The organism is Enterobacter sp. A8 (assembly GCF_004296595.1).
Taxonomy (GTDB): domain Bacteria; phylum Pseudomonadota; class Gammaproteobacteria; order Enterobacterales; family Enterobacteriaceae; genus Enterobacter; species Enterobacter cloacae.
In genome coordinates this window covers 1,311,551-1,332,400 of the sequence record NZ_SCMF01000001.1, presented here as the reverse complement: position 1 = coordinate 1,332,400, position 20,850 = coordinate 1,311,551, and the positions used below count along the sequence as shown (strand labels likewise).

The 20,850-nt window shown below is 56.5% G+C and carries 20 protein-coding genes; 12 read left to right on the top strand and 8 right to left on the bottom strand.

Annotated elements, in window-relative coordinates:
- Nucleotides 1-110: 110 nt before the first annotated feature.
- The 3 genes from cdd to EQV24_RS06270 form a co-directional block, all read right to left on the bottom strand.
- Nucleotides 111-995, bottom strand: coding sequence for a cytidine deaminase (cdd, locus tag EQV24_RS06280; protein WP_130626332.1), 885 nt, complete (start codon nt 993-995; stop codon nt 111-113).
- A 129-nt stretch (nt 996-1,124) separates the two neighbouring features.
- Nucleotides 1,125-1,820, bottom strand: a complete 696-nt coding sequence (locus tag EQV24_RS06275) for a CidB/LrgB family autolysis modulator (protein ID WP_013097948.1) — start codon at nt 1,818-1,820, stop codon at nt 1,125-1,127.
- The gene (locus EQV24_RS06270; RefSeq protein WP_130626331.1) at nt 1,817-2,215 is read right to left on the bottom strand and encodes a CidA/LrgA family protein; all 399 of its coding nucleotides are present in this window, start codon (nt 2,213-2,215) and stop codon (nt 1,817-1,819) included. Before EQV24_RS06270 ends, EQV24_RS06275 begins: the two co-directional genes overlap by 4 nt.
- Nucleotides 2,216-2,382: 167 nt before the next feature.
- On the opposite strand from EQV24_RS06270, the gene dusC reads away from it, so the two are divergent.
- The 3 genes from dusC (at nt 2,383) to EQV24_RS06250 (ending at nt 5,927) form a co-directional block, all read left to right on the top strand.
- Entirely contained in the window at nt 2,383-3,315 is a 933-nt protein-coding gene (gene dusC, locus EQV24_RS06265) for a tRNA dihydrouridine(16) synthase DusC (protein WP_013097946.1), read from the top strand.
- Nucleotides 3,316-3,693: 378 nt separating this feature from the next.
- Nucleotides 3,694-5,112, top strand: a complete 1,419-nt coding sequence (mdtQ, locus tag EQV24_RS06255; RefSeq protein WP_130626330.1) for a multidrug resistance outer membrane protein MdtQ — start codon at nt 3,694-3,696, stop codon at nt 5,110-5,112.
- 50 nt (nt 5,113-5,162) lie between these two features.
- Nucleotides 5,163-5,927, top strand: coding sequence for an SDR family oxidoreductase (locus tag EQV24_RS06250; RefSeq protein WP_080453126.1), 765 nt, complete (start codon nt 5,163-5,165; stop codon nt 5,925-5,927).
- A gap of 82 nt (nt 5,928-6,009) precedes the next feature.
- Here the strand turns inward: EQV24_RS06250 and EQV24_RS06245 are convergent, their stop codons facing one another.
- Nucleotides 6,010-6,582: a DedA family protein gene (locus tag EQV24_RS06245; protein WP_013097943.1), complete on the bottom strand. Its 573-nt coding sequence runs from the start codon at nt 6,580-6,582 to the stop codon at nt 6,010-6,012.
- A 157-nt stretch (nt 6,583-6,739) separates the two neighbouring features.
- Between EQV24_RS06245 and EQV24_RS06240 the strand changes: the two genes are divergently transcribed.
- Together EQV24_RS06240 and pbpG are read left to right on the top strand one after the other, a co-directional pair.
- A complete protein-coding gene (locus EQV24_RS06240) occupies nt 6,740-7,327 on the top strand; it encodes a Yip1 family protein (protein WP_013097942.1) in 588 nt (195 codons plus the stop codon).
- A 167-nt stretch (nt 7,328-7,494) separates the two neighbouring features.
- Nucleotides 7,495-8,415, top strand: coding sequence for a D-alanyl-D-alanine endopeptidase (gene pbpG / locus EQV24_RS06235; RefSeq protein WP_130626329.1), 921 nt, complete (start codon nt 7,495-7,497; stop codon nt 8,413-8,415).
- A 95-nt stretch (nt 8,416-8,510) separates the two neighbouring features.
- Here pbpG and EQV24_RS06230 read toward each other — a convergent pair whose 3' ends face one another.
- Nucleotides 8,511-9,065 (bottom strand): GNAT family N-acetyltransferase, encoded by a 555-nt coding sequence (locus EQV24_RS06230; RefSeq protein ID WP_020690140.1) that lies wholly within the window; start codon nt 9,063-9,065, stop codon nt 8,511-8,513.
- A 111-nt stretch (nt 9,066-9,176) separates the two neighbouring features.
- The gene (dld, locus tag EQV24_RS06225; RefSeq protein WP_013097938.1) at nt 9,177-10,925 is read right to left on the bottom strand and encodes a D-lactate dehydrogenase; all 1,749 of its coding nucleotides are present in this window, start codon (nt 10,923-10,925) and stop codon (nt 9,177-9,179) included.
- 189 nt (nt 10,926-11,114) lie between these two features.
- Here dld and bglX point away from each other — a divergent pair, with 189 nt between their 5' ends.
- From bglX to EQV24_RS06200, 5 genes are all read left to right on the top strand, one after another.
- Nucleotides 11,115-13,412, top strand: coding sequence for a beta-glucosidase BglX (gene bglX, locus EQV24_RS06220; RefSeq protein WP_013097937.1), 2,298 nt, complete (start codon nt 11,115-11,117; stop codon nt 13,410-13,412).
- A gap of 146 nt (nt 13,413-13,558) precedes the next feature.
- On the top strand, nt 13,559-14,476 hold the full coding sequence (locus EQV24_RS06215; protein ID WP_013097936.1) for an ABC transporter substrate-binding protein: 918 nt from the start codon (nt 13,559-13,561) through the stop codon (nt 14,474-14,476).
- Nucleotides 14,477-14,488: 12 nt separating this feature from the next.
- Nucleotides 14,489-15,646, top strand: a complete 1,158-nt coding sequence (locus EQV24_RS06210) for an ABC transporter permease (RefSeq protein ID WP_126347523.1) — start codon at nt 14,489-14,491, stop codon at nt 15,644-15,646.
- Entirely contained in the window at nt 15,639-16,589 is a 951-nt protein-coding gene (locus tag EQV24_RS06205; RefSeq protein ID WP_013097934.1) for an ABC transporter ATP-binding protein, read from the top strand. Before EQV24_RS06210 ends, EQV24_RS06205 begins: the two co-directional genes overlap by 8 nt.
- The gene (locus EQV24_RS06200; RefSeq protein WP_013097933.1) at nt 16,573-17,310 is read left to right on the top strand and encodes an ABC transporter permease; all 738 of its coding nucleotides are present in this window, start codon (nt 16,573-16,575) and stop codon (nt 17,308-17,310) included. Before EQV24_RS06205 ends, EQV24_RS06200 begins: the two co-directional genes overlap by 17 nt.
- On the opposite strand, the gene EQV24_RS06195 is transcribed toward EQV24_RS06200, so the two are convergent.
- Together EQV24_RS06195 and mlrA are read right to left on the bottom strand one after the other, a co-directional pair.
- Nucleotides 17,285-17,398 carry a protein YohO gene (locus EQV24_RS06195; RefSeq protein ID WP_010433613.1) on the bottom strand — a complete coding sequence of 38 codons (114 nt, stop codon included), beginning with the start codon at nt 17,396-17,398 and terminating at the stop codon, nt 17,285-17,287. The two genes, EQV24_RS06200 and EQV24_RS06195, sit on opposite strands and share 26 nt — an antisense overlap.
- Nucleotides 17,399-17,467: 69 nt before the next feature.
- Nucleotides 17,468-18,208 (bottom strand): HTH-type transcriptional regulator MlrA, encoded by a 741-nt coding sequence (gene mlrA, locus EQV24_RS06190; protein ID WP_029881769.1) that lies wholly within the window; start codon nt 18,206-18,208, stop codon nt 17,468-17,470.
- A gap of 218 nt (nt 18,209-18,426) precedes the next feature.
- On the opposite strand from mlrA, the gene EQV24_RS06185 reads away from it, so the two are divergent.
- Complete coding sequence (locus EQV24_RS06185; protein WP_013097931.1) at nt 18,427-20,112, top strand: sensor histidine kinase; 1,686 nt, start codon at nt 18,427-18,429, stop codon at nt 20,110-20,112.
- The gene (gene btsR / locus EQV24_RS06180) at nt 20,106-20,825 is read left to right on the top strand and encodes a two-component system response regulator BtsR (RefSeq protein ID WP_013097930.1); all 720 of its coding nucleotides are present in this window, start codon (nt 20,106-20,108) and stop codon (nt 20,823-20,825) included. The genes EQV24_RS06185 and btsR overlap by 7 nt, the downstream gene beginning before the upstream one ends.
- Nucleotides 20,826-20,850 lie beyond the last annotated feature (25 nt).

Below are 20,850 nucleotides of genomic sequence, written 5' to 3'. Positions count from 1 at the left end.
AAGGTGAATTTAACTCAGGCTACTGTACCCGCCTGGTTAGCGCAAGAAACAGCGCATCAACTGAAGGCTTTTTCAGCAAAACGGGCGGGCATGTCTGCCCGCCAGAAGGATCACGCCAGCAATACACGCTCGATTGACGTGCAGCCCAGCGCTTTCAGGGTGGCGGCGGTGGCATCCCATTGAATCAGCGGTGCATCGGCAATTTCTGCCAGAATGGCGCGCTGAATATCCGGGTAGTCATAGCCGTTCAGACTCAGCAGGTTCAGTGCGCCCTGCAGCGGTGGCAGCGTTGGGTTAAACGCGGCGTTTTCGGCATAGCTGCCGCTAAAAATACGCCCATCGCGGCATTGCAGTGCCACGCCGCTCGGGGATTTGCTGTACGGCGTATGGCTCTTGTTGGCAGCGCGAATGGCCGCCTGAGTCAGGTCATCACCGGTCAGCGTGTAACCGTGATCCTGCTCGTCCATCAGCAGGGTTTTGATTTCAAGATCTTTCGGACCAAAGGCGTCAGGCAGGTAGTCGCCCAGCGTATGCGGCGCGCGACCCGGCAGATTAATGCGCAGCTGCAGCCCGCTGTTCAGTTCATTCATAAACTGACGGCAGTGCCCGCACGGGGTGTAGTTCACGGTAATGGCGCTCAGGGCCTTTTCGCCGCGCAGCCAGGCGTGGCTGATGGCGCTCTGTTCCGCATGAACAGTCTGCTGCATGGTTGCGCCCAGGAATTCCATGTTTCCGCCGAAGTACCAGGTTCCGCTGACGCCGCGCGCAATGGCGCCAACGTTAAAATGGGAAAGATCGGCACGTGCACAGGCGGCAGCCAGCGGCAGCACTGCGAAAGCCAGCGCGTCTTCGTCAAGATCCGTGGCCTGTTTCAGCGTGGTGATCTGCTCAGCGGTGAGCAGGGCGGGGAAATGCTCATCCGCCAGAATCGGGGCCAGAGCTGATTGCAAATTCTCTGCAAGCCGGGCGAAAGCCGCTTGAAAACGTGGATGCATGGCGTTTGCCTCATAAAGGTTAATGGATCGGTAGTGTACGGAGCCGCTGGGGCTTTATATGTGATCCATATCTCATTATGTATGCAACTTATGAAAACAAAATGAAATTTGCGCGACGCATCGCAAATTTTAGCCCATCACCGCCAGAATCACGGGGAAAATGAACGGCGCCATCAGCGAGGTCATGATTCCGCAGATCACCAGTGCCAGCGAGCTGAACGCCCCCTCCTGATAATCCAGCTCCGCACAGCGGGCGGTGCCCAGCGCGTGCGACGCGGTGCCCATCGCCAGACCGCGTGCGGCTTTGGTATGAATGCGCATGACATTGAGTAGGGTATGGCCAAACACGGCGCCCAGTATGCCAACAAAGATCACGCACATGGCGCTGATGGCAGGAATGCCGCCGAGGCTGCCGCCCACGGCCATGGCGATAGGCGTGGTCACCGATTTCGGCAGAATAGAGGCGGCAATTTGCGCAGAGGCCCCCATCAGCAGTGCGACTGAAGTACCGGTGATCATCGCCACCAGGCTCCCCACAAAACAGATGGTAATAATGGATTTCCAGCGGGCGCGGATCTGGTGCAGCTGTTCATATAAAGGAAATGCGAGCGCGACCACGGCGGGTTGTAGCAGGTCGTTTAAAATTTTGCTGCCGGCAAAGTAGCGTTCGTAAGGAATACCGGTAAGCAGCAGGAACGGGATAATCACCACCATCGCCACCAGCAACGGGTTAAGCAGCGGCATCTTGAACCGGGCGGCAAGTTTGCGCGCCGCGAAGAACACCGCCAGGGTTAATGGCAGCGACCACCAGATATTGGCCATCATTGTTTTGTTCCTTTCTGTACAACCACTTTACGTTCGCCATGTACCAGATGCGAACTCCAGCTCACCACAAGGAAAACCACCAGCGTACTGACTGCGCAGGAGACGACAATCGGGCCGAACTGGGCTTTAAGCAGTTCGAAGTACTGCATGACCCCGACGCCAATCGGCACGAACAGCAGCGCCATATAGCGAATAAGAACGAAGCAGCCGGGGTTGACCCACTTAGCGGGCAGAATTTGCAACGCCAGCAGAACAAAGAGGATCAGCATGCCGATAATGCTGCCGGGAATGGTGATAGGAAGCAGGGAAGCGATGAAAATCCCGGCGTACAGGCAGGCGTAAATCAGGACGAATGCGCGCAGATATTGCCAGATAATGTTCAATGATTTTCTCATGGTTAAAATCCTTGCTGAAACGCATTCATCATACAATTAAACCCGAAAGTGTGCCATGGATCACATCATGAATTTTAAGCATACCCGTCATTCCAGAATAGAACGTCGTGCTTTCAACATACATACAGAGCGATTACTATAGCGCGTCTTTTTTCACAGGTACTGCTATGCGTGTTTTACTGGCCCCAATGGAAGGCGTGCTCGACTCCCTCGTGCGCGAACTTCTGACCGAGGTAAACGATTACGATCTCTGCGTGACGGAGTTTTTGCGCGTGGTCGATATGTTGTTGCCGGTAAAATCGTTCTACAGACTCTGCCCGGAGCTGCACCGTCAGAGCCGGACTACCTCCGGCACGCTGGTGCGTATTCAGCTGCTGGGCCAGTATCCTGAATGGCTGGCCGAGAACGCCGCCCGTGCCGTCGAGCTGGGCTCTTACGGGGTCGATCTCAACTGTGGCTGCCCGTCGAAGCTGGTGAACGGCAGCGGCGGCGGGGCGACGCTGCTGAAAGATCCTGAGCTGATTTACCGTGGCGCGAAAGCGATGCGTGAAGCCGTGCCTGCCCATTTGCCGGTGACGGTGAAAGTGCGCCTGGGCTGGGACAGCGACGCGCGGCAGTTTGAAATTGCCGATGCGGTGCAGCAGGCCGGGGCTACTGAACTGGTGGTGCATGGCCGCACCAAAGAAGATGGCTACAAAGCCGAGCGCATTAACTGGCAGGCAATTGGTGAGATCCGCAAACGCCTCAGCATTCCGGTGATCGCCAACGGTGAAATCTGGGATTACCAGAGCGCGCAGGCCTGTCTCAAGGCCACCGGCTGCGAGGCGGTGATGATCGGCCGCGGGGCATTGAATGTGCCTAACCTCAGCCGGGTGATTAAATATAACGAGCCGCGTATGCCGTGGGCTGATGTTGTGACGCTGCTGCAAAAATATAGCCGTCTGGAAAAGCAGGGCGACACCGGGCTATATCACGTGGCGCGCATCAAACAGTGGCTCAGCTATTTACGCAAAGAGTACGATGAAGCGCTGGGGTTATTTCAGGAGATTCGGACATTACAGACTTCTGCGGATATTGCGCGGGTGATCCAGGCAAAATAATAAGCGTGTGACCGCAATTATCCCTGTGAAGCGCTGGACCAGACGCATGGGCTGGTTGACCTTTGCCCGGCGCGGTGCCGGGCAAATGAATCAGAAAATCATCTTGAACACACCCGTTACTACCAGCAGTCCTATCAGAAATATAATTAAAATGACCCACAATAATATTTTCATTCCCTTCTCCTGCGTATGTATGTCAACAGTAAGTGTAGCAGGTGATTTATAATTAAGATGAATTTGTTAGTTTGACTTATTCTCGGCATGTATAATTTTCTAATTACAAAAATGTATGACAATTTGCGCATTGCCACGCATTACTAAAAAAAAGAGAGACATCAGGCGTACTTTGCGCCTTTATTTTTTGGCGTGAATGGCGTAATGAAACGTTTTCTTATTTTATCTCTGAGTGCTCCCTTTGCCGTTATTCTGGCCGGCTGTGCGCCACAACATGCCACGGTAACTCCCCTTAATACCCAGTCACTCACGGCGTCGGTTAATACGGTGCTGCCTCATCAGGACTGGCCGAAAAATGCATGGTGGAAAGCGTATAACGATCCGCAGCTTGATAAGCTAATTGCCATAGCATTAAGCGATGCGCCCGATATGCAGATTGCCCGTCAGCGTATTACCCTTGCCGAAGCCCAGGCCAAAGCAGCCCTGGCGGCCGACGGCCCGCAAATTGATTTTTCGGCCGATGCTGAACGTCAGAAAATGTCCGCTGAAGGGCTGATGGGGCCCTTTGCCATAACCGACCCGGCTGCGGGCACCACCGGCCCCTGGTATACCAACGGTACCTTTGGCTTGACCGCGGGCTGGGATCTGGATTTGTGGGGCAAAAATCGCGCCCGGTTGGAGGCCCGGATAGGCAAGGTGAATGCGCAAAAAGCGGAGCTTGAGCAGACCCGTCAACTGCTTGCCAGCAGCGTGGCGCGGCTCTACTGGGACTGGCAAACTCAGGCCGCCGTGGAGGAGGTCCTCACGCAGATCAAATCCCAACAGGACAATATCATCGGTGCCGATCGCGAGCTGTATCAGCACGGGATCACCTCCTCTGTGGAAGGTGTCGAAACCGACATCAGTGCCAGCAAAACCGAAGAGCAGATCGCAGAGGTTCACGGCAAAATGAAAGCCATCGAGGCGCGTCTGAACGCGTTGACTAATACCCCCGCGCTGGCGCTCACACGGCATGCCTTACCGACGGTTGAAGCGTCGTTACCGTCGACGCTGGGGTATGAACTGCTGGCCCGACGGCCGGATCTGCAGGCGGCGCACTGGTATATCGAAGCGTCAATGAGCGAGGTCGAAGCCGCCAGAGCGGCGTTTTATCCTGATGTGAATCTGATGGCGTTTTTACAACAGGATGCCCTGCACCTGAGCGATCTGTTCCGTTCTTCAGCTCAGCAAATGGGTGTGACCGCCGGGCTGACTCTGCCCATTTTTGACAGCGGCAGGCTGAACGCGCAGCTGGATATTGCCCAGGCACAGAACAATCTGTCGGTGGCGAACTACAACAAGGCGGTGGTGGATGCTGTGAACCAGGTGGCGCGCACGGCCAGCGAAGTGGAAATGCTGACGGCGAAAAATCAGCATCAGCAGCAGGTAGAAAAAGATGCGGCGCGCGTGGTGGCGCTGGCGCAGGCACGTTTTAGCGCCGGAATTATTGCCGGTTCGCGCGTCAGTGAAGCCAGAATTCCAGCGCTGAAGGAACATCTCGCCGGATTGATGCTGCAGGGTGAGTATATCGACGCCACGCTACAGCTCACCTCCGCGCTGGGTGGTGGTTATCATCATGGCTAATCAGGGTCATTATCTATACTTACCTCTTTGCCGTTCTTCAGGAGGTGAGTATGACCAAAGTAGCGATTGTTACCGCATCGGATTCCGGGATTGGTAAAACCACGGCCCTGATGCTGGCTGAACGTGGGTTTGATATTGGCGTCACCTGGCACTCTGATGAACAAGGGGCGCGGGATACCTGCCGCGAAGTGGAGGCGCAGGGACGGCGGGCTGAAGCTATCCACCTTGATCTAAGCACCCTTCCACAGGGCGCGCAGGCGATAGAAACGTTAATTGCCCGTTTTGGTCGCCTGGACGTGCTGGTTAACAATGCGGGTGCGATGACCAAAGCGCCCTTCCTGGATATGCCGTTTGACGAGTGGCGAAACATTTTCACCGTCGACGTGGACGGTGCGTTTCTCTGTTCGCAGATTGCCGCACGTAAAATGGTGGAGCAGGGGGAAGGAGGGCGAATCGTCAATATCACCTCGGTGCACGAACATACGCCTCTGCCGGAAGCCAGCGCCTATACCGCCGCAAAACATGCGCTGGGAGGTTTAACCAAATCGATGGCGCTGGAACTGGTGCAGCACAACATTCTGGTGAATGCCGTTGCGCCGGGGGCGATTGCCACACCGATGAATGATATGGACGAGAGTGAAGTGAAGGAAGGATCGATGCCAGCGATCCCGCTCGCAAGACCGGGATATACCAAAGAGATCGCCAGTCTGGTGGCGTGGTTATGCGACAGCGACGCCAGCTACACCACCGGGCAGTCGTTTATCGTCGATGGCGGGTTTATGCTGGCGAATCCGCAGTTTAAGCCGGAAGGTTAGCTTCCCCTCACCCCGTGGGAGAGGGTGCTTTAAGTTCCCTCTCCCAGTGGGAGAGGGTTAGGGTGAGGGCAACAGACCGCACTCACTCCTCATCCTGCTTCTTCTCTCTGTGCCGCATCCACAGCCTGACTCCAATCACCGCTACAACCACCAGAATCAGCCACGCCCAGTGCTTCAGATGCTGGTCAAGGTTATGCAGCCACGGGCCAATCACTTCTCCACCCACGTAACCGAGCGTGGTAAAGATCAGCGCCCAGGCGCACGCGCCAATCACGTTCAGCGGCAGGAAAATTTTCGGCGGCAGGCGGCTGGCGCCAATCAATATCGGCCCGATAATCCGAAAGCCGTACATAAAGCGGGTGCCAATCACAAACAGGTAAGGGTGGCGCTGGATCAGCCGCTGCGCGCGGTTAATTTTCTTCTTGTGCTTAGCGAAACGCTTAAGCAGCGTCGGCCCAAAACGCAGCCCCAGAAAGTAGAGCAGCTGATCGCCAATCATCCCGCCCAGCGCAACCGCGGCGACAACCAGCGGGAATTTAAGTAATCCCTGATGCGCGGCGACGCCGCCTAACAGGGTGATGGTTTCACCTTCTGCCACGCTTCCGACAACCAGCGCAGCGTATCCGTATTGTTCAATAACTCCGTTGATATCCATTACGTAAATATCATCTCCCTCAGCGTGCCTCGGTTAATCATATACCCCTTGTGACAACCGCGGGGCAATCAACGGAAATTTCCCGCTGTACATAAAATAATCTAAACCCTGCATTATACTTAAGGTATCGATGACGGGCCGACAACAAGGGGGCGCTATGAACCATGTCTGGGGACTTTTTTCCCATCCCGATCGTGAAATGCATGTCATCAAAAGTGAGAACGAAACGGTCTCACATCATTACACGCACCACGTGCTGCTGATGGCGGCGGTGCCGGTGATATGCGCGTTTATTGGTACAACACAAATCGGCTGGAACTTTGGTGATGGCACCGTAGTACAGCTTTCCTGGTTTACCGGGCTTTATCTTGCCATTCTCTTTTATGGCCTGATGCTGGCAGGGGTGGCGGTTATGGGACGCGTCATTCACTGGATGGCACGTAACTATCCGCAGCGTCCTTCCCTGGCACACTGTATGGTCTTTGCCGGATATGTCGCAACCCCGCTGTTCTTAAGCGGTATTGTTGCGCTCTATCCCCTGGTCTGGCTGTGCGCGCTGATCGGGACCATTGCGCTCTTTTACACCGGCTATCTGCTGTATCTGGGCGTACCTACCTTCCTGAATATCAATAAAGAAGAAGGCCTGAGCTTTTCCAGCTCTACGCTCGCCATCGGCGTGCTGGTACTGGAAGCGTTACTGGCGCTGACGGTGATTCTTTGGGGTTATGGTTACCGTCTCTTCTGAGTTAATTGCATTGCTGGCGTAAATGCCAGCAATGCAGCATCTGTTCACGATTATCCGCTGGCGACAATGCACGGTGACCGCTATGATGCCGAAGCCAGCCTGTGTTTCTCCGTCGACGCAGGCGGTGTACGTCATAACGTGCGTGAATAATTATCAGAAGTCTCACCATGCTGAAATTCCGAGTTTCTTTACTTAGCCTGGCACTGTTGCTGGGGGCGTCCGCTGGCGTGCCAGCTGTCGCCAAAACGCCCGCGGTGACCACCGCTGCTCAACCGCAAATCGCTTCCGGCAGCGCGATGATTGTTGATCTCAACACCAATAAGGTGATCTACGCCAGTCACCCGGATCTGGTGCGCCCGATCGCCTCGATAACCAAATTAATGACCGCGATGGTAGTGCTGGATGCACATCTGCCGCTGGATGAAAAACTGAAAGTGGATATCAGCCACACGCCGGAGATGAAAGGGGTTTACTCCCGCGTACGCCTGAACAGTGAGATCAGCCGTAAAAACATGCTCTTGTTGGCGCTGATGTCGTCTGAAAACCGCGCCGCGGCGAGCCTCGCCCACCATTATCCGGGCGGCTACGACGCCTTCATTCGAGCGATGAATGCCAAAGCCAAAGCGCTGGGAATGAATAACACCCGTTTTGTTGAGCCGACAGGTCTGTCGATTCACAACGTCTCTACGGCGCGCGATCTGACCAAACTGCTGATTGCCAGCAAACAGTACCCGCTGATTGGGCAGCTCAGTACCACCCGTGAAGAGATGGCGACCTTTGCGAACCCGGCCTATACGCTGCCGTTTCGCAATACGAACCACCTGGTGTACCGCGAGAACTGGAATATTCAGTTAACGAAAACCGGCTTTACTAACGCGGCGGGGCACTGTCTGGTGATGCGTACCGTGTTCAACGGTAAACCGGTGGCGCTGGTGGTGATGGATGCCTTCGGCAAATATACTCACTTCGCCGATGCCAGCCGACTGCGCACCTGGATTGAAACCGGGAAAGTGCAGCCTGTTCCGGCTGCGGCATTGACGTATAAAAAACAGAAAGCCGAGCAGATGGCGACGGCGCAGAACGATTAGGTAAAAGCAAAACGGTAACTGTGTTACCGTTTTTTATGTTTTCTTCCTCTCCCGGTGGGAGAGGGCGGGGGTGAGGGCACCAGACCGCACTGGTCCTATTCCGGCAGGGTCCAGTCTCCGTCGTTGAGCGGGCGCTGCATAATCACCGTATCCCGCCAGTCGCCTTTTTTGTAGCCCACGCTGCGCAGCTGACCGACCACTTCAAAACCGTGCTTTTTATGCAGCCGCAATGACCCGGCGTTATTATGGCCATCCCCCACAACGGCAATCATCTGACGCCAGGGACCTTGTTCGCAGCGTTCAATCAGCGCGTCCATTAGTGCACTGCCAAAACCGCGTCCGGTGGTGCTGGCATCCACGTAGATTGACTCTTCCAGCGTGAAGCGATACGCGTGTCGTGGACGGTATGGCGTGGCGTAGCAATAGCCCACCACAATGCCGCGATACAGCGCCACCAGCCAGGGCAAACCGTTATCGGTCACGTTTTTCAACCGCTTACGCATTTCATCAACGGTGGGGGGGATTTCCTCAAACGACGCACGTCCGTGAAGTACATGCCATGCATAAATAGCCGAAATGGCATGCACATCGTCGGGAAGGGCATCGCGCACTTCCACTTCGGTTACGGATAAAATATCAACAGCCGACATGATGTGCCTGCTCCTCGTCAAAGAATGCCGGAGAAACGTTTCTCCGGCGAGTGCAGGTACTCTAGTACGATTGAGCTGTGCTTAACAATCTCTTAAATATGGCTGTATGAATTAATCAGATGCTTGCGTAATGGCCTGCTCTGCGTTATCGCTCTCTTTCCAGTATTTATTCCGCGTTGTTTTACCAATGCCGGGATTCATACTGTTTGTAGGGTCATTCTCGCGATAAAACTGCTTAAGTGTCTCAGGGGCTTTGTAAAGATGCCCAACGTTGTGTTCCGCAGGATATTGTGCGCCACGTTCGCGCAGAAGGGCGAGCATTTCCTCTTTCAACGCGTGCGCGTCGACCCCTTTTTTAACGATGTAATCCTGGTGGAAGACGTAGCACATAAAGTGGCCGTAGTAGAGCTTATGCACCAGCTTGCTGTCGATTTCCGGCGGCAGGTGTTCAAACCACTCGGTATCGTTGCGTCGCAGCGCAATATCCAGCGCCAGAATATCCTCTACTTCTTCTGAGTGTACGGCCTGATAACGGATGGCGGCCCCCGCAGCGGCAAAACGGTGCAGGAACGCTTTGCTCCCCTCCTCAGGTGTACAGGCGAAGAAATCTCCCTCGGCGGTTTTGAAGAATTCGCTCAGCCAGTTTTGTGCTTCGGCGATCCCGTCCCCGGCCATTTTCAGCAGCAGGTGATGTTCATACTTGTCGCGCCAGGTTTTCATTCGCTCCGGCAGGTGGGCCGGGAAAACGTTACCCAGCTTCTGCATAAAGCGGTCGGTGAAGTGGGGTTTAAACAGCGGCACTTTCTCCAGCATTGCATCAGTGCGGCCCTTCATGGTGAAGAAGAACGGCATTTTGTCGGTGCCGAGCTTGTCGATCATCAGGAACGTATCTTTGCCGTAGCGTTCGGCGATGTCGTAAATATCCCGATGCATATACTCGCCCGCCACCGGCAGATGCGTGAATTCGCCAAGAATATGACGACGGATTTCGGTCAGCACGTCAGGCTGATTGGTGCCGATGTAAAACACCTGCTGTTTTTTCTCGGCCGGGAAGGTGTCGAGCCGGACCGCGAAAACGGCCAGTTTGCCCGCGCAGCCGGAGGATTCAAACAGGCGATCCGGGTCGGCGTTGTAACGCGCTGGCGTATCCGCGTTGATATCCCGTACGCGGGTGATGTAATCGTGATCGTGGGCATGACGCCCATCGTGCTGTACGTCTTCATCTTTCACGCGATCGTCGTCGAGCTTACTCAGGATCTGCTCCGGCGTGACGCCCAGATCGATTCCCAGATGGTTCACCAGCGTCAGCTTGCCGTTTTCATCAATACGGGCATAGAGCGACATTTCGGTATAAGCCGGGCCGCGCTGCACCAGCGAACCGCCGGAATTATTACAAATCCCACCAATGACGGAGGCGCCGATGCAGGATGAACCAATCACCGAATGCGGTTCTCGCCCAAGCGGCTTAAGCGCTTTTTCCAGCGAGTAGAGGGTGGTGCCAGGGAAGGCCAGTACCTGCTCGCCTTTATCGAGCAGGTGAAGTTTGTCGAGGCGCAGGGTGCTGATAATCACGATGTCGCGATCGTAATCGTTGCCGTTCGGCGTCGAGCCTTCGGTCAGGCCGGTGTTAGCCGCCTGCATTAAAATAATCTTGTCCGCGGCGACGCAGGCGCTCAGGACGCGCCACAGCTCCAGCAGCGTGCCGGGAAAAACCACCGCCAGCGCATCGCCCTGTCCGGAACGAAAGCCCTTACGGTAGCGGGCAGTTTTGGCCGGGTCGGTAAGCAGGTGAGAGTGACCAACCAGGCGCGACAGTTCGTTAATAAAAGTCGTGTTATCGGCAGTTCGAACAGAAGACATCTTCCACTCCTTGTGGTGGGGCAAATTTCTCGCTGTAAAGCATAGCGCGATTAGCTGTTTAGAGGGCGCGTATTTGCGAGAAAAATCAGAGAATAACCCTGCAACGTTCTGAGGGTTTGTGGCACACTGCGCTTTTCGCACGCCCTGGCCGAGATCTTCCGGCGGAAATTGATGAGAGAGTAAAACGACATGAAATGGCTATGTTCTGTAGGTGTCGCCGTCAGCCTGGCACTGCAACCTGCGCTGGCAGATGAACTGTTTGGTAATCACCCGCTTACGCCTGAAGCACGGGACGCGTTTGTCACGGAATTGCTCAAGAAAATGACGGTCGATGAGAAGATCGGCCAGCTGCGTCTTATCAGCGTCGGCCCGGATAACCCGAAAGAGGCGATCCGCGAAATGATTAAAGAGAGCCAGGTAGGGGCGATTTTTAACACCGTGACCCGTCAGGATATCCGCAAAATGCAGGATCAGGTGATGGAACTTAGCCGCCTGAAAATTCCGCTGTTCTTCGCCTATGACGTGGTACACGGACAGCGTACCGTTTTTCCTATCAGCCTCGGTCTGGCCTCCTCCTTTAACCTCGACGCGGTGAAAACCGTTGGGCGCGTCTCGGCATATGAAGCCGCAGACGACGGCCTGAACATGACCTGGGCCCCGATGGTTGACGTCTCCCGCGATCCGCGCTGGGGCCGCGCGTCAGAGGGCTTTGGTGAAGATACTTATTTGACCGCCACAATGGGGAAAACCATGGTGGAAGCGATGCAGGGTAAAAGCCCGGCGGATCGTTATTCGGTCATGACCAGCGTCAAGCACTTCGCCGCCTATGGTGCCGTGGAAGGCGGTAAAGAGTACAACACCGTCGACATGAGCCCGCAGCGCCTGTTTAACGATTACATGCCGCCGTACAAAGCAGGCCTGGATGCCGGTAGCGGCGCGGTGATGGTCGCCCTGAACTCGCTCAACGGCACGCCTGCCACCTCTGACGCCTGGCTGCTGAAAGACGTGCTGCGCGACCAGTGGGGCTTCAAGGGCATCACCGTCTCTGACCATGGCGCCATTAAAGAGCTCATCAAACACGGTACGGCCTCCGACCCGGAAGATGCGGTGCGCGTGGCGCTCAAATCCGGCATCAACATGAGCATGAGCGACGAATATTACAGCAAATACCTGCCGGGGCTGGTGAAGAGCGGCAAGGTGACGATGGCGGAGCTGGACGATGCCACGCGTCACGTGCTGAACGTGAAATATGACATGGGGCTGTTTAACGATCCATACAGCCACCTGGGTCCGAAAGAGTCAGACCCGGCGGACACCAATGCCGAAAGCCGTCTGCACCGTAAAGAGGCCCGAGAAGTGGCCCGTGAAAGCCTGGTGCTGCTGAAAAACCGCCTCGACACGCTGCCGCTGAAAAAATCCGGCACCATTGCGGTGGTCGGCCCGCTGGCCGACAGCAAGCGCGACGTGATGGGGAGCTGGTCCGCTGCGGGCGTGGCCGATCAGTCCGTGACCGTGCTCACCGGTATTAAAAATGCGGTCGGTGAAAACGCTAAGGTGGTGTACGCCAAAGGGGCGAACGTCACTGATGATAAAGATATCGTGACCTTCCTCAATCAGTATGAAGAGGCGGTGAAGGTGGATCCGCGCTCGCCGAAAGAGATGATTGACGAAGCGGTAAACGCCGCGAAACAGTCTGACGTGGTGGTTGCCGTGGTGGGTGAAGCACAGGGGATGGCACACGAAGCCTCCAGCCGAACGGACATCACGATCCCGCAAAGCCAGCGCGATCTGATCGCCGCCCTGAAAGCCACCGGCAAGCCGCTGGTGCTGGTGCTGATGAACGGTCGTCCACTGGCGCTGGTGAAAGAAGATCAGCAGGCTGATGCTATTCTGGAAACCTGGTTCGCCGGTACGGAAGGGGGCAACGCCATCGCCGACGTGCTGTTTGGTGATTACAACCCGTCGGGCAAACTGCCGATGTCCTTCCCGCGCTCTGTCGGGCAGATCCCGGTGTACTACAGCCACCTGAATACCGGCCGTCCGTATAACGCCGATAAGCCAAACAAGTACACCTCCCGTTACTTCGATGAAGCGAACGGTCCGCTGTATCCGTTTGGTTACGGTTTGAGCTACACCACCTTTAAGGTCTCTGACGTGAAAATGTCGGCCCCGAGCCTGAAGCGTGACGGTAAGGTGACTGCCAGCGTTGACGTGACGAACACCGGTAAACGTGAAGGTGCGACGGTGATCCAGATGTATGTTCAGGATGTGACCGCCTCCATGAGCCGTCCGGTGAAACAGCTGCGCGGCTTTGAGAAGGTCAACCTGAAACCTGGTGAAACCAAAACCATCAGCTTCCCGATTGACGTGGATGCCCTGAAGTTCTGGAACCAGCAGATGAAATACGATGCGGAACCGGGCAAGTTCAATGTCTACATTGGTGTGGATTCCGCCCGCGTCAATAAAGGCGAGTTCGAGCTGCTGTAACCTTTCCCTCCTTTGCATCCCCCGTTCACCGGGGGATGCGTCTTACCTTATGCTAAAAAGGCATTTTGCCGGGTAAATCCGCCGTTTTAAGCTACGCTTTTCTCTCAAGCCTCTGAAAAAGGCAGCAAAAAAATGAGGATAGTGGAATGACGATTAAAACGGGGATGGTAGTTTCTGCGGCGTTATTCGCGGCGCTAAGCCTGCCGCTACAGGCGGCAGAACCGGTAAAAGTGGGCTCAAAGATCGACACTGAAGGCGCGCTGCTCGGGAATATTATTTTGCAGGTGCTGGAAAGCCACGGCGTGAAAACCGTGAATAAAGTTCAGCTGGGTACCACGCCCGTGGTACGCGGGGCCATCACCTCCGGCGAGCTGGATATTTATCCGGAATACACCGGCAACGGGGCATTTTTCTTCAAAGATGAAAACGATCCGGCATGGAAAAACGCCAAAGCCGGGTATGAAAAAGTCAAAAAACTCGATGCAGAACAGAACAAGCTGGTCTGGCTGACCCCGGCTCCGGCCAACAACACCTGGACCATCGCGGTGCGTAAAGACGTGGCGGAGAAAGGCAAACTGACGTCACTTGCGGATCTCAGCCGCTATCTGAAAGAGAAGGGCGACTTCAAGCTTGCGGCCTCGGCGGAGTTTATCGAGCGTCCGGACGCGCTGCCTGCTTTCGAAAAAGCCTACGACTTCAAGCTTGACCAGGCACAGCTGCTCTCGCTCGCGGGCGGTGACACCGCGGTGACCATCAAGGCGGCGGCGCAGCAGACCTCTGGCGTCAATGCGGCGATGGCCTACGGTACGGACGGCCCGGTCGCGGCGCTTGGTCTGCAAACCTTAACCGATCCAAAAGGCGTTCAGCCTATTTATGCCCCCACGCCTGTGGTGCGTGAGGCGGTGCTGAAAGCCTACCCGGATATCGCCGACTGGCTCAAACCGGTCTTTGAAAAACTGGATGCAAAAACGCTGCAACAGCTCAATGCGAGCATTGCCGTAGAGGGACTGGATGCCAAAAAAGTGGCCGCCGATTTCCTGAAACAACAAGGGCTTGTGAAGTAACAGGACAGGGCTGTGCCAATAAAATGTCATAACCGCGTACTGCTGCTGTTGGCCTGTGTGGCCATTGCGGCGGTCGCGCTACCGTTTGTCAATGTGGCGCCAAACCGCCTGATGTCGGGGGAAGGGCGCGCGCTCTGGCAGGTCTGGCCGTTTACGCCGCTGCTGCTGGTTGTGGCGCTGGGTGCACTGGTTGTGCTCTCGCTCAGCCGTGGGCGGGTTGCACAGTGGCTGACGCTACTCCTCAGTGAAGGCCTCTTCATCACCTTGTTCTGGAGTGCCGGGCTTGCCGCCACGCACATGACCTCGGCGGAAAGTCCACTGGCGCGAACCACCGTGGGCAGTGGCCTGTGGCTGTGGCTGGCGCTGTGTCTGCTGGCCTGCAGCGATGCGATCCGTCGCCTGATCCCGTCATCTGCCTGGCGCTTGGTGCTCAATGCCCAGATCTGGTGTATTCCGTTGCTGCTGCTGTTCAGCGGTGAGCTGAATAATCTCTCGCTGTTAAAAGAGTACGCCAACCGTCAGGAGGTGTTTGATGATGCGCTGGCGCAACACCTGACGATCCTCTTCGGCACGCTGTTCCCGGCGTTACTGCTGGGGGTACCGCTGGGCATGTGGTGTTATCGTCATCCCTCCCGCCAGGGCGGGGTTTTTGCCGTGCTCAACGTGATCCAGACCATCCCTTCCGTGGCCCTGTTTGGCCTGCTGATTGCGCCGCTGGCGGGGCTGGTGAAGTCATTTCCGGCGTTAGCCTCGGTCGGTATCGCCGGAACCGGATTAACCCCCGCGCTTATTGCCCTGGTGCTGTACGCGCTGCTGCCGCTGGTCCGCGGCGTGGTGGCGGGCTTAAGCCAGGTCGCGCCGGATGTACTGGAGAGCGCCCACGCGATGGGGATGAGCCGGCGACAGTGCTTCTGGCAGATCCAGCTGCCGCTCGCCTTGCCCCTGCTGCTGCGCAGCCTGCGGGTGGTGGCGGTCCAGACCGTCGGGATGGCGGTTATCGCCGCGCTGATTGGCGCAGGCGGTTTTGGCGCGCTGGTGTTCCAGGGGCTGCTGAGCAGCGCGCTGGATCTGGTGTTACTGGGCGTGGTGCCCACGATTGCACTGGCGGTCGTCATCGATGCGCTGTTTGCCTTATGGCTCGCGTTGCTCGGGAGAAGAGCCAATGATTGAATTACACGATGTCAGTAAAACATTTGCCGGTCGTCCGGCAGCAAGTCACCTGAACCTGAATTTTGCCGAGGGGGCGTTTTCGGTACTGATTGGCACCTCGGGGTCGGGGAAATCCACCACGCTGAAGATGATCAACCGCCTGGTGGAGCACGACAGCGGTGTAATACGTTTTGCCGGGGAAGAGATCCGCAGTCTGCCGGTGCTGGAGCTGCGTCGTCGCATGGGCTACGCCATCCAGTCCATTGGCCTGTTTCCCCACTGGACGGTCGCGCAGAATATTGCCACCGTGCTGCAGCTGGAAAAATGGTCGCGGGCAAAGAGTGACGAGAGGGTGGACGAGCTTATGTCGCTGCTGGGGTTAGAGCCTGGGCTGCGTGGTCGCTATCCGCATCAGCTTTCAGGTGGACAACAGCAGCGTGTGGGAGTGGCGCGCGCGCTGGCGGCGAACCCGCAGGTATTGCTGATGGATGAGCCTTTTGGCGCGCTCGATCCCGTTACGCGCGGGGCACTGCAGACGGAGATGACCCGCATTCACCGCATCCTTGGCCGGACGATCGTCCTCGTGACCCACGATATTGATGAGGCGCTGCGGCTGGCCGATCATCTGGTGTTGATGGACCACGGGGAAGTGATCCAGCAGGGCACGCCGCTTGAACTGCTGACCCATCCGCAGAACGATTTTGTGCGCGAGTTTTTTGGACGCAGCGAACTGGGCGTCAGACTGCTCTCCCTGCGAACCGTCAGCGATTATATGCGTCGACAGGATGTGGCGATGGGTGGTGAACCGTTACAGGAACAGATGAGCCTGCGGGACGCGCTCTCTGCATTTGTGGCGCGCCAGTGCGAGGTACTGCCGGTTACGGATGCCGCTGGGGCACCGTGCGGTACCCTGCATTTTCGCGATCTGCTGGCCGGGGAGGTGACGCATGAAGGTCATGCGTGATCCGCTCCTCTGGCTGACGGGGCTTTTTGTTGCCCTGCTGTTTCTGATGCCGCACAGTGGGGCGCTGTTCAGCTCGCTTTTTCCCGGCCTGCCGCGCCCCGTCTATCAGCAGGAGAGTTTTATCAATCTTGCCCTGGCGCACCTGTGGCTGGTGGCGCTCTCCAGCGCGATTGCCGTGGTGCTGGGCGTGGGGGCGGGGATTGTGGTCACCCGGCCCTGGGGGAGAGAGTTTCGCCCGCTGGTAGAGACGATTGCGGCTATCGGACAGACATTTCCGCCGGTGGCGGTACTGGCGATTGCGGTGCCGGTGATCGGGTTTGGTCAGCAACCGGCTATCATTGCGCTGATCCTTTACGGCGTGTTGCCTGTTCTTCAGGGGACGCTGGCGGGCATTGCGTCGGTACCGGCATCGGTACTGAGCGTGGCCGAAGGGATGGGCATGAGCAGCGGTCAGCGGCTGTGCAAGGTTGAGCTGCCGCTTGCGGCACCGGTGATTATCGCGGGGATCCGTACGTCGGTGATTATTAACATCGGCACGGCGACCATCGCGTCTACGGTGGGGGCCAATACGCTGGGAACGCCGATCATTATCGGCTTAAGCGGGTTTAATACGGCCTATATCGTTCAGGGTGCGGTACTGGTCGCGCTGGCGGCCATCGTTATCGATCGCCTGTTTGAACGACTGGCCCGGCTTCTCAGCCGACACCGCCACGAACAATAAATGAGTACCCGGCCAGCATCACGCCGCCGATGCCGCTTACGGCCATCAGTACAAAAAGGGTAATTACGGCCAGTTTGGTTGCCTTCATCATCTGCTCCTGTTGTTAACGGAACAATTATACGGTGAAGCGCAGCTGTTAATGAACCATTAAATGCCGTTACGTTTCGTCGGGGCCCAGGGCGTAAACCGGATAACCGTGCTCCCGCCATTCCGTCAGCCGCTGTTGCTGCGAGGCGGTGGGCACTTCCCCGCACCAGACCAGCAGAGTCTGGCCGTCGAAGAATTCGGGCCGTAGCTGAGCCAGCGAATGCGCCAGCACCTCCACGCGCCAGCCCTGCTGGGTGGCGATCCAGGCTTCGAGCCACAGCCGCGTGGTATCGTGCACGTTCCAGCCAACAACCAGCGCGTCTTTTCCGCCCTTGTTTCGCGCCGAGGCAAGACAGACGGCGATATAATTGATCAGCACCCCGTCGAGCATACTCAGCAGCGCCTGCAGGGTAGAGTGCTGGCATTGCAGCCGTCGACGAAGCGGGATGAAAAGATGGTTGATTAAGGTTTGCGCCGGATAATCGCGGCCTTGCTCTTTGATCCACGCGCGCAGACGTTGAACGTTGCCCGCCTGCAGAAGCCGGAGCAGGGTTTCCTGCTGTTCGCGCCAGCGGTGTTGGGTATCGGGATCGTCATGGCAGAGCAGCGACTTTACCTTGCTCACCTGCACACCGTTATCTATCCAGCTTTTGATCTCGCGGATCCGATCGATGTCGGCATCATTGAAAAGGCGGTGACCACCGTCCGTGCGCTGCGGTTTGAGTAAACCATACCGTCGCTGCCAAGCCCGTAGCGTGACGGGATTGATATCACAAAGGAGTGCCACTTCACCGATCGTGTAAAGCGCCATATTCGCCCCCTGGCTAACGCGTCCCCAGCTTAACTGTAGACCCAGTTTGTCGAACCAGGAAGAATTGCCTTTTTTTTGTACAAATAATGCGAAGCAGCCGTTATGTTCGGCAAAAGATGTGATGACGGACACGATTTACCGCTTTTTTGGACTGCTTCAAAGAAACTTCGGCGCCTTCAGTGTATGTTACGCGTTTTCAGAAGGTGCGGTTCCTGAGTATGTACGAGTTTAATCTGGTGCTGCTGTTGCTTCAGCAGATGTGCGTGTTTCTTGTCATCGCCTGGTTGATGAGTAAGACGCGTCTGTTTATCCCGCTGATGCAAGTTACCGTCCGCCTGCCGCACAAGCTCCTCTGTTATGTGACCTTCTCCATTTTCTGCATCATGGGGACCTATTTTGGCCTCCATATTGAAGACTCGATTGCCAATACGCGCGCCATCGGCGCGGTGATGGGCGGGCTGCTCGGCGGCCCGGTTGTGGGTGGCCTTGTCGGTTTAACCGGTGGGCTGCACCGCTATTCCATGGGCGGGATGACGGCGCTGAGCTGCATGATCTCGACCATCGTGGAAGGGCTGCTTGGTGGCCTGGTGCACAGCTACATGATCAAACGTGGCCGCCCGGATAAAGTCTTCAGCCCGCTTACCGCTGGCGCGATCACCTTTGTGGCCGAAATGGCGCAAATGGCGATCATTCTGCTTATCGCCCGACCTTTTGAGGACGCACTGCATCTGGTGAACAGTATTGCCGCCCCGATGATGGTCACCAACACCGTGGGCGCGGCGCTGTTTATGCGCATTCTGCTCGACAAGCGCGCCATGTTTGAGAAATACACCTCGGCGTTCTCTGCCACGGCACTGAAAGTCGCCGCTTCAACCGAGGGGATCCTGCGTCAGGGCTTTAACGAAGAAAACAGCATGAAGGTGGCGCAGGTACTCTATCAGGAGCTGGATATCGGTGCCGTTGCGATTACCGATCGTGAAAAGCTGCTGGCCTTTACCGGTACCGGCGACGATCACCACCTTCCTGGCAGACCGATTTCGTCCGCGTATACGCTTCGTGCGATAGAGACCGGTGAGGTAGTCTATGCCGACGGTAACGAAGTGCCTTACCGCTGTTCGCTGCATCCGCAGTGTAAGCTCGGCTCTACGCTGGTCATTCCGCTGCGGGGGGAAAACCAGCGGGTGATGGGAACCATTAAGCTCTACGAAGCGAAGAACCGCTTGTTCAGCTCGATCAACCGGACGTTGGGGGAGGGGATTGCGCAGCTGCTTTCCGCGCAGATCCTGGCGGGGCAATATGAGCGGCAAAAAGCCCTGTTAACGCAGTCGGAGATTAAGCTCCTGCACGCTCAGGTGAACCCGCATTTCCTGTTTAATGCCCTCAACACCCTGAAAGCGGTGATCCGTCGCGACAGCGATCAGGCCGCGCAACTGGTGCAATTTCTGTCGACGTTTTTCCGCAAGAACCTGAAACGGCCGTCTGAGATTGTGACCCTGGCCGATGAGATTGAACATGTTAACGCCTATCTGCAGATTGAGCAGGCACGCTTCCAGTCTCGTCTGCAGGTGTCGTTATCCGTGCCGGATGAGCTGGCGTATCAGCATCTCCCGGCCTTTACGCTGCAGCCTATTGTGGAAAATGCCATTAAACACGGGACATCGCAGCTTCTGGGCACCGGGGAGATCACTATTTCTGCCAGCCGTTTTAATCATCATCTGGTGCTGAATATTGAAGACAATGCCGGGCTTTACGTCCCGTCCGCTTCCGGCGGGCTGGGGATGAGCCTGGTGGATAAACGCCTGCGCGCTCACTTTGGGGATGGATGTGGCATTACCGTGGCCTGTGAGCCGGACCGATTTACCCGTATTACGTTACGATTGCCGCTGGAGGAGACCGCATGTTAAGAGTGCTGATAGTCGATGATGAACCGTTGGCACGGGAAAACCTGCGCGTGCTGTTGCAGGAGCAGAGTGACATTGAGATTGTGGGAGAGTGCGCCAATGCCATTGAAGCCATTGGTGCTGTGCATAAATTGCGCCCGGATGTGCTATTCCTCGACATCCAGATGCCCCGTATCAGTGGGCTGGAGATGGTCGGCATGCTTGACCCGGAGCATCGCCCGTATATCGTGTTTCTGACGGCGTTTGACGAATATGCCGTGAAGGCCTTTGAAGAACACGCGTTCGATTACCTGCTGAAGCCGATTGAAGAGAAGCGGCTCGAAAAGACCCTGACGCGTTTACGCCAGGAACGCACGGTACAGGACGTCACGCTGCTGCCGGAAAACCAGCAGCCGCTGAAGTTTATCCCGTGTACCGGGCATAGCCGGATTTACCTGCTGCAAATGGATGATGTGGCATTTGTCAGCAGCCGCCTGAGTGGGGTGTTTGTCACCAGCGCCGAGGGCAATGAAGGCTTCACCGAGCTGACGCTGCGCACGCTGGAAAGCCGCACGCCGCTTGTCCGCTGCCATCGGCAGTATCTGGTTAACATGGCGCACCTGAAAGAGATTCGTCTGGAAGATAACGGTCAGGCAGAGCTGATACTGCGGGCCGGTCAAACGGTACCCGTCAGTCGTCGCTACCTGAAAAGTTTGAAAGAGGCGATTGGGCTGTAAAACTGGTACACTGCGCGCCATTGCA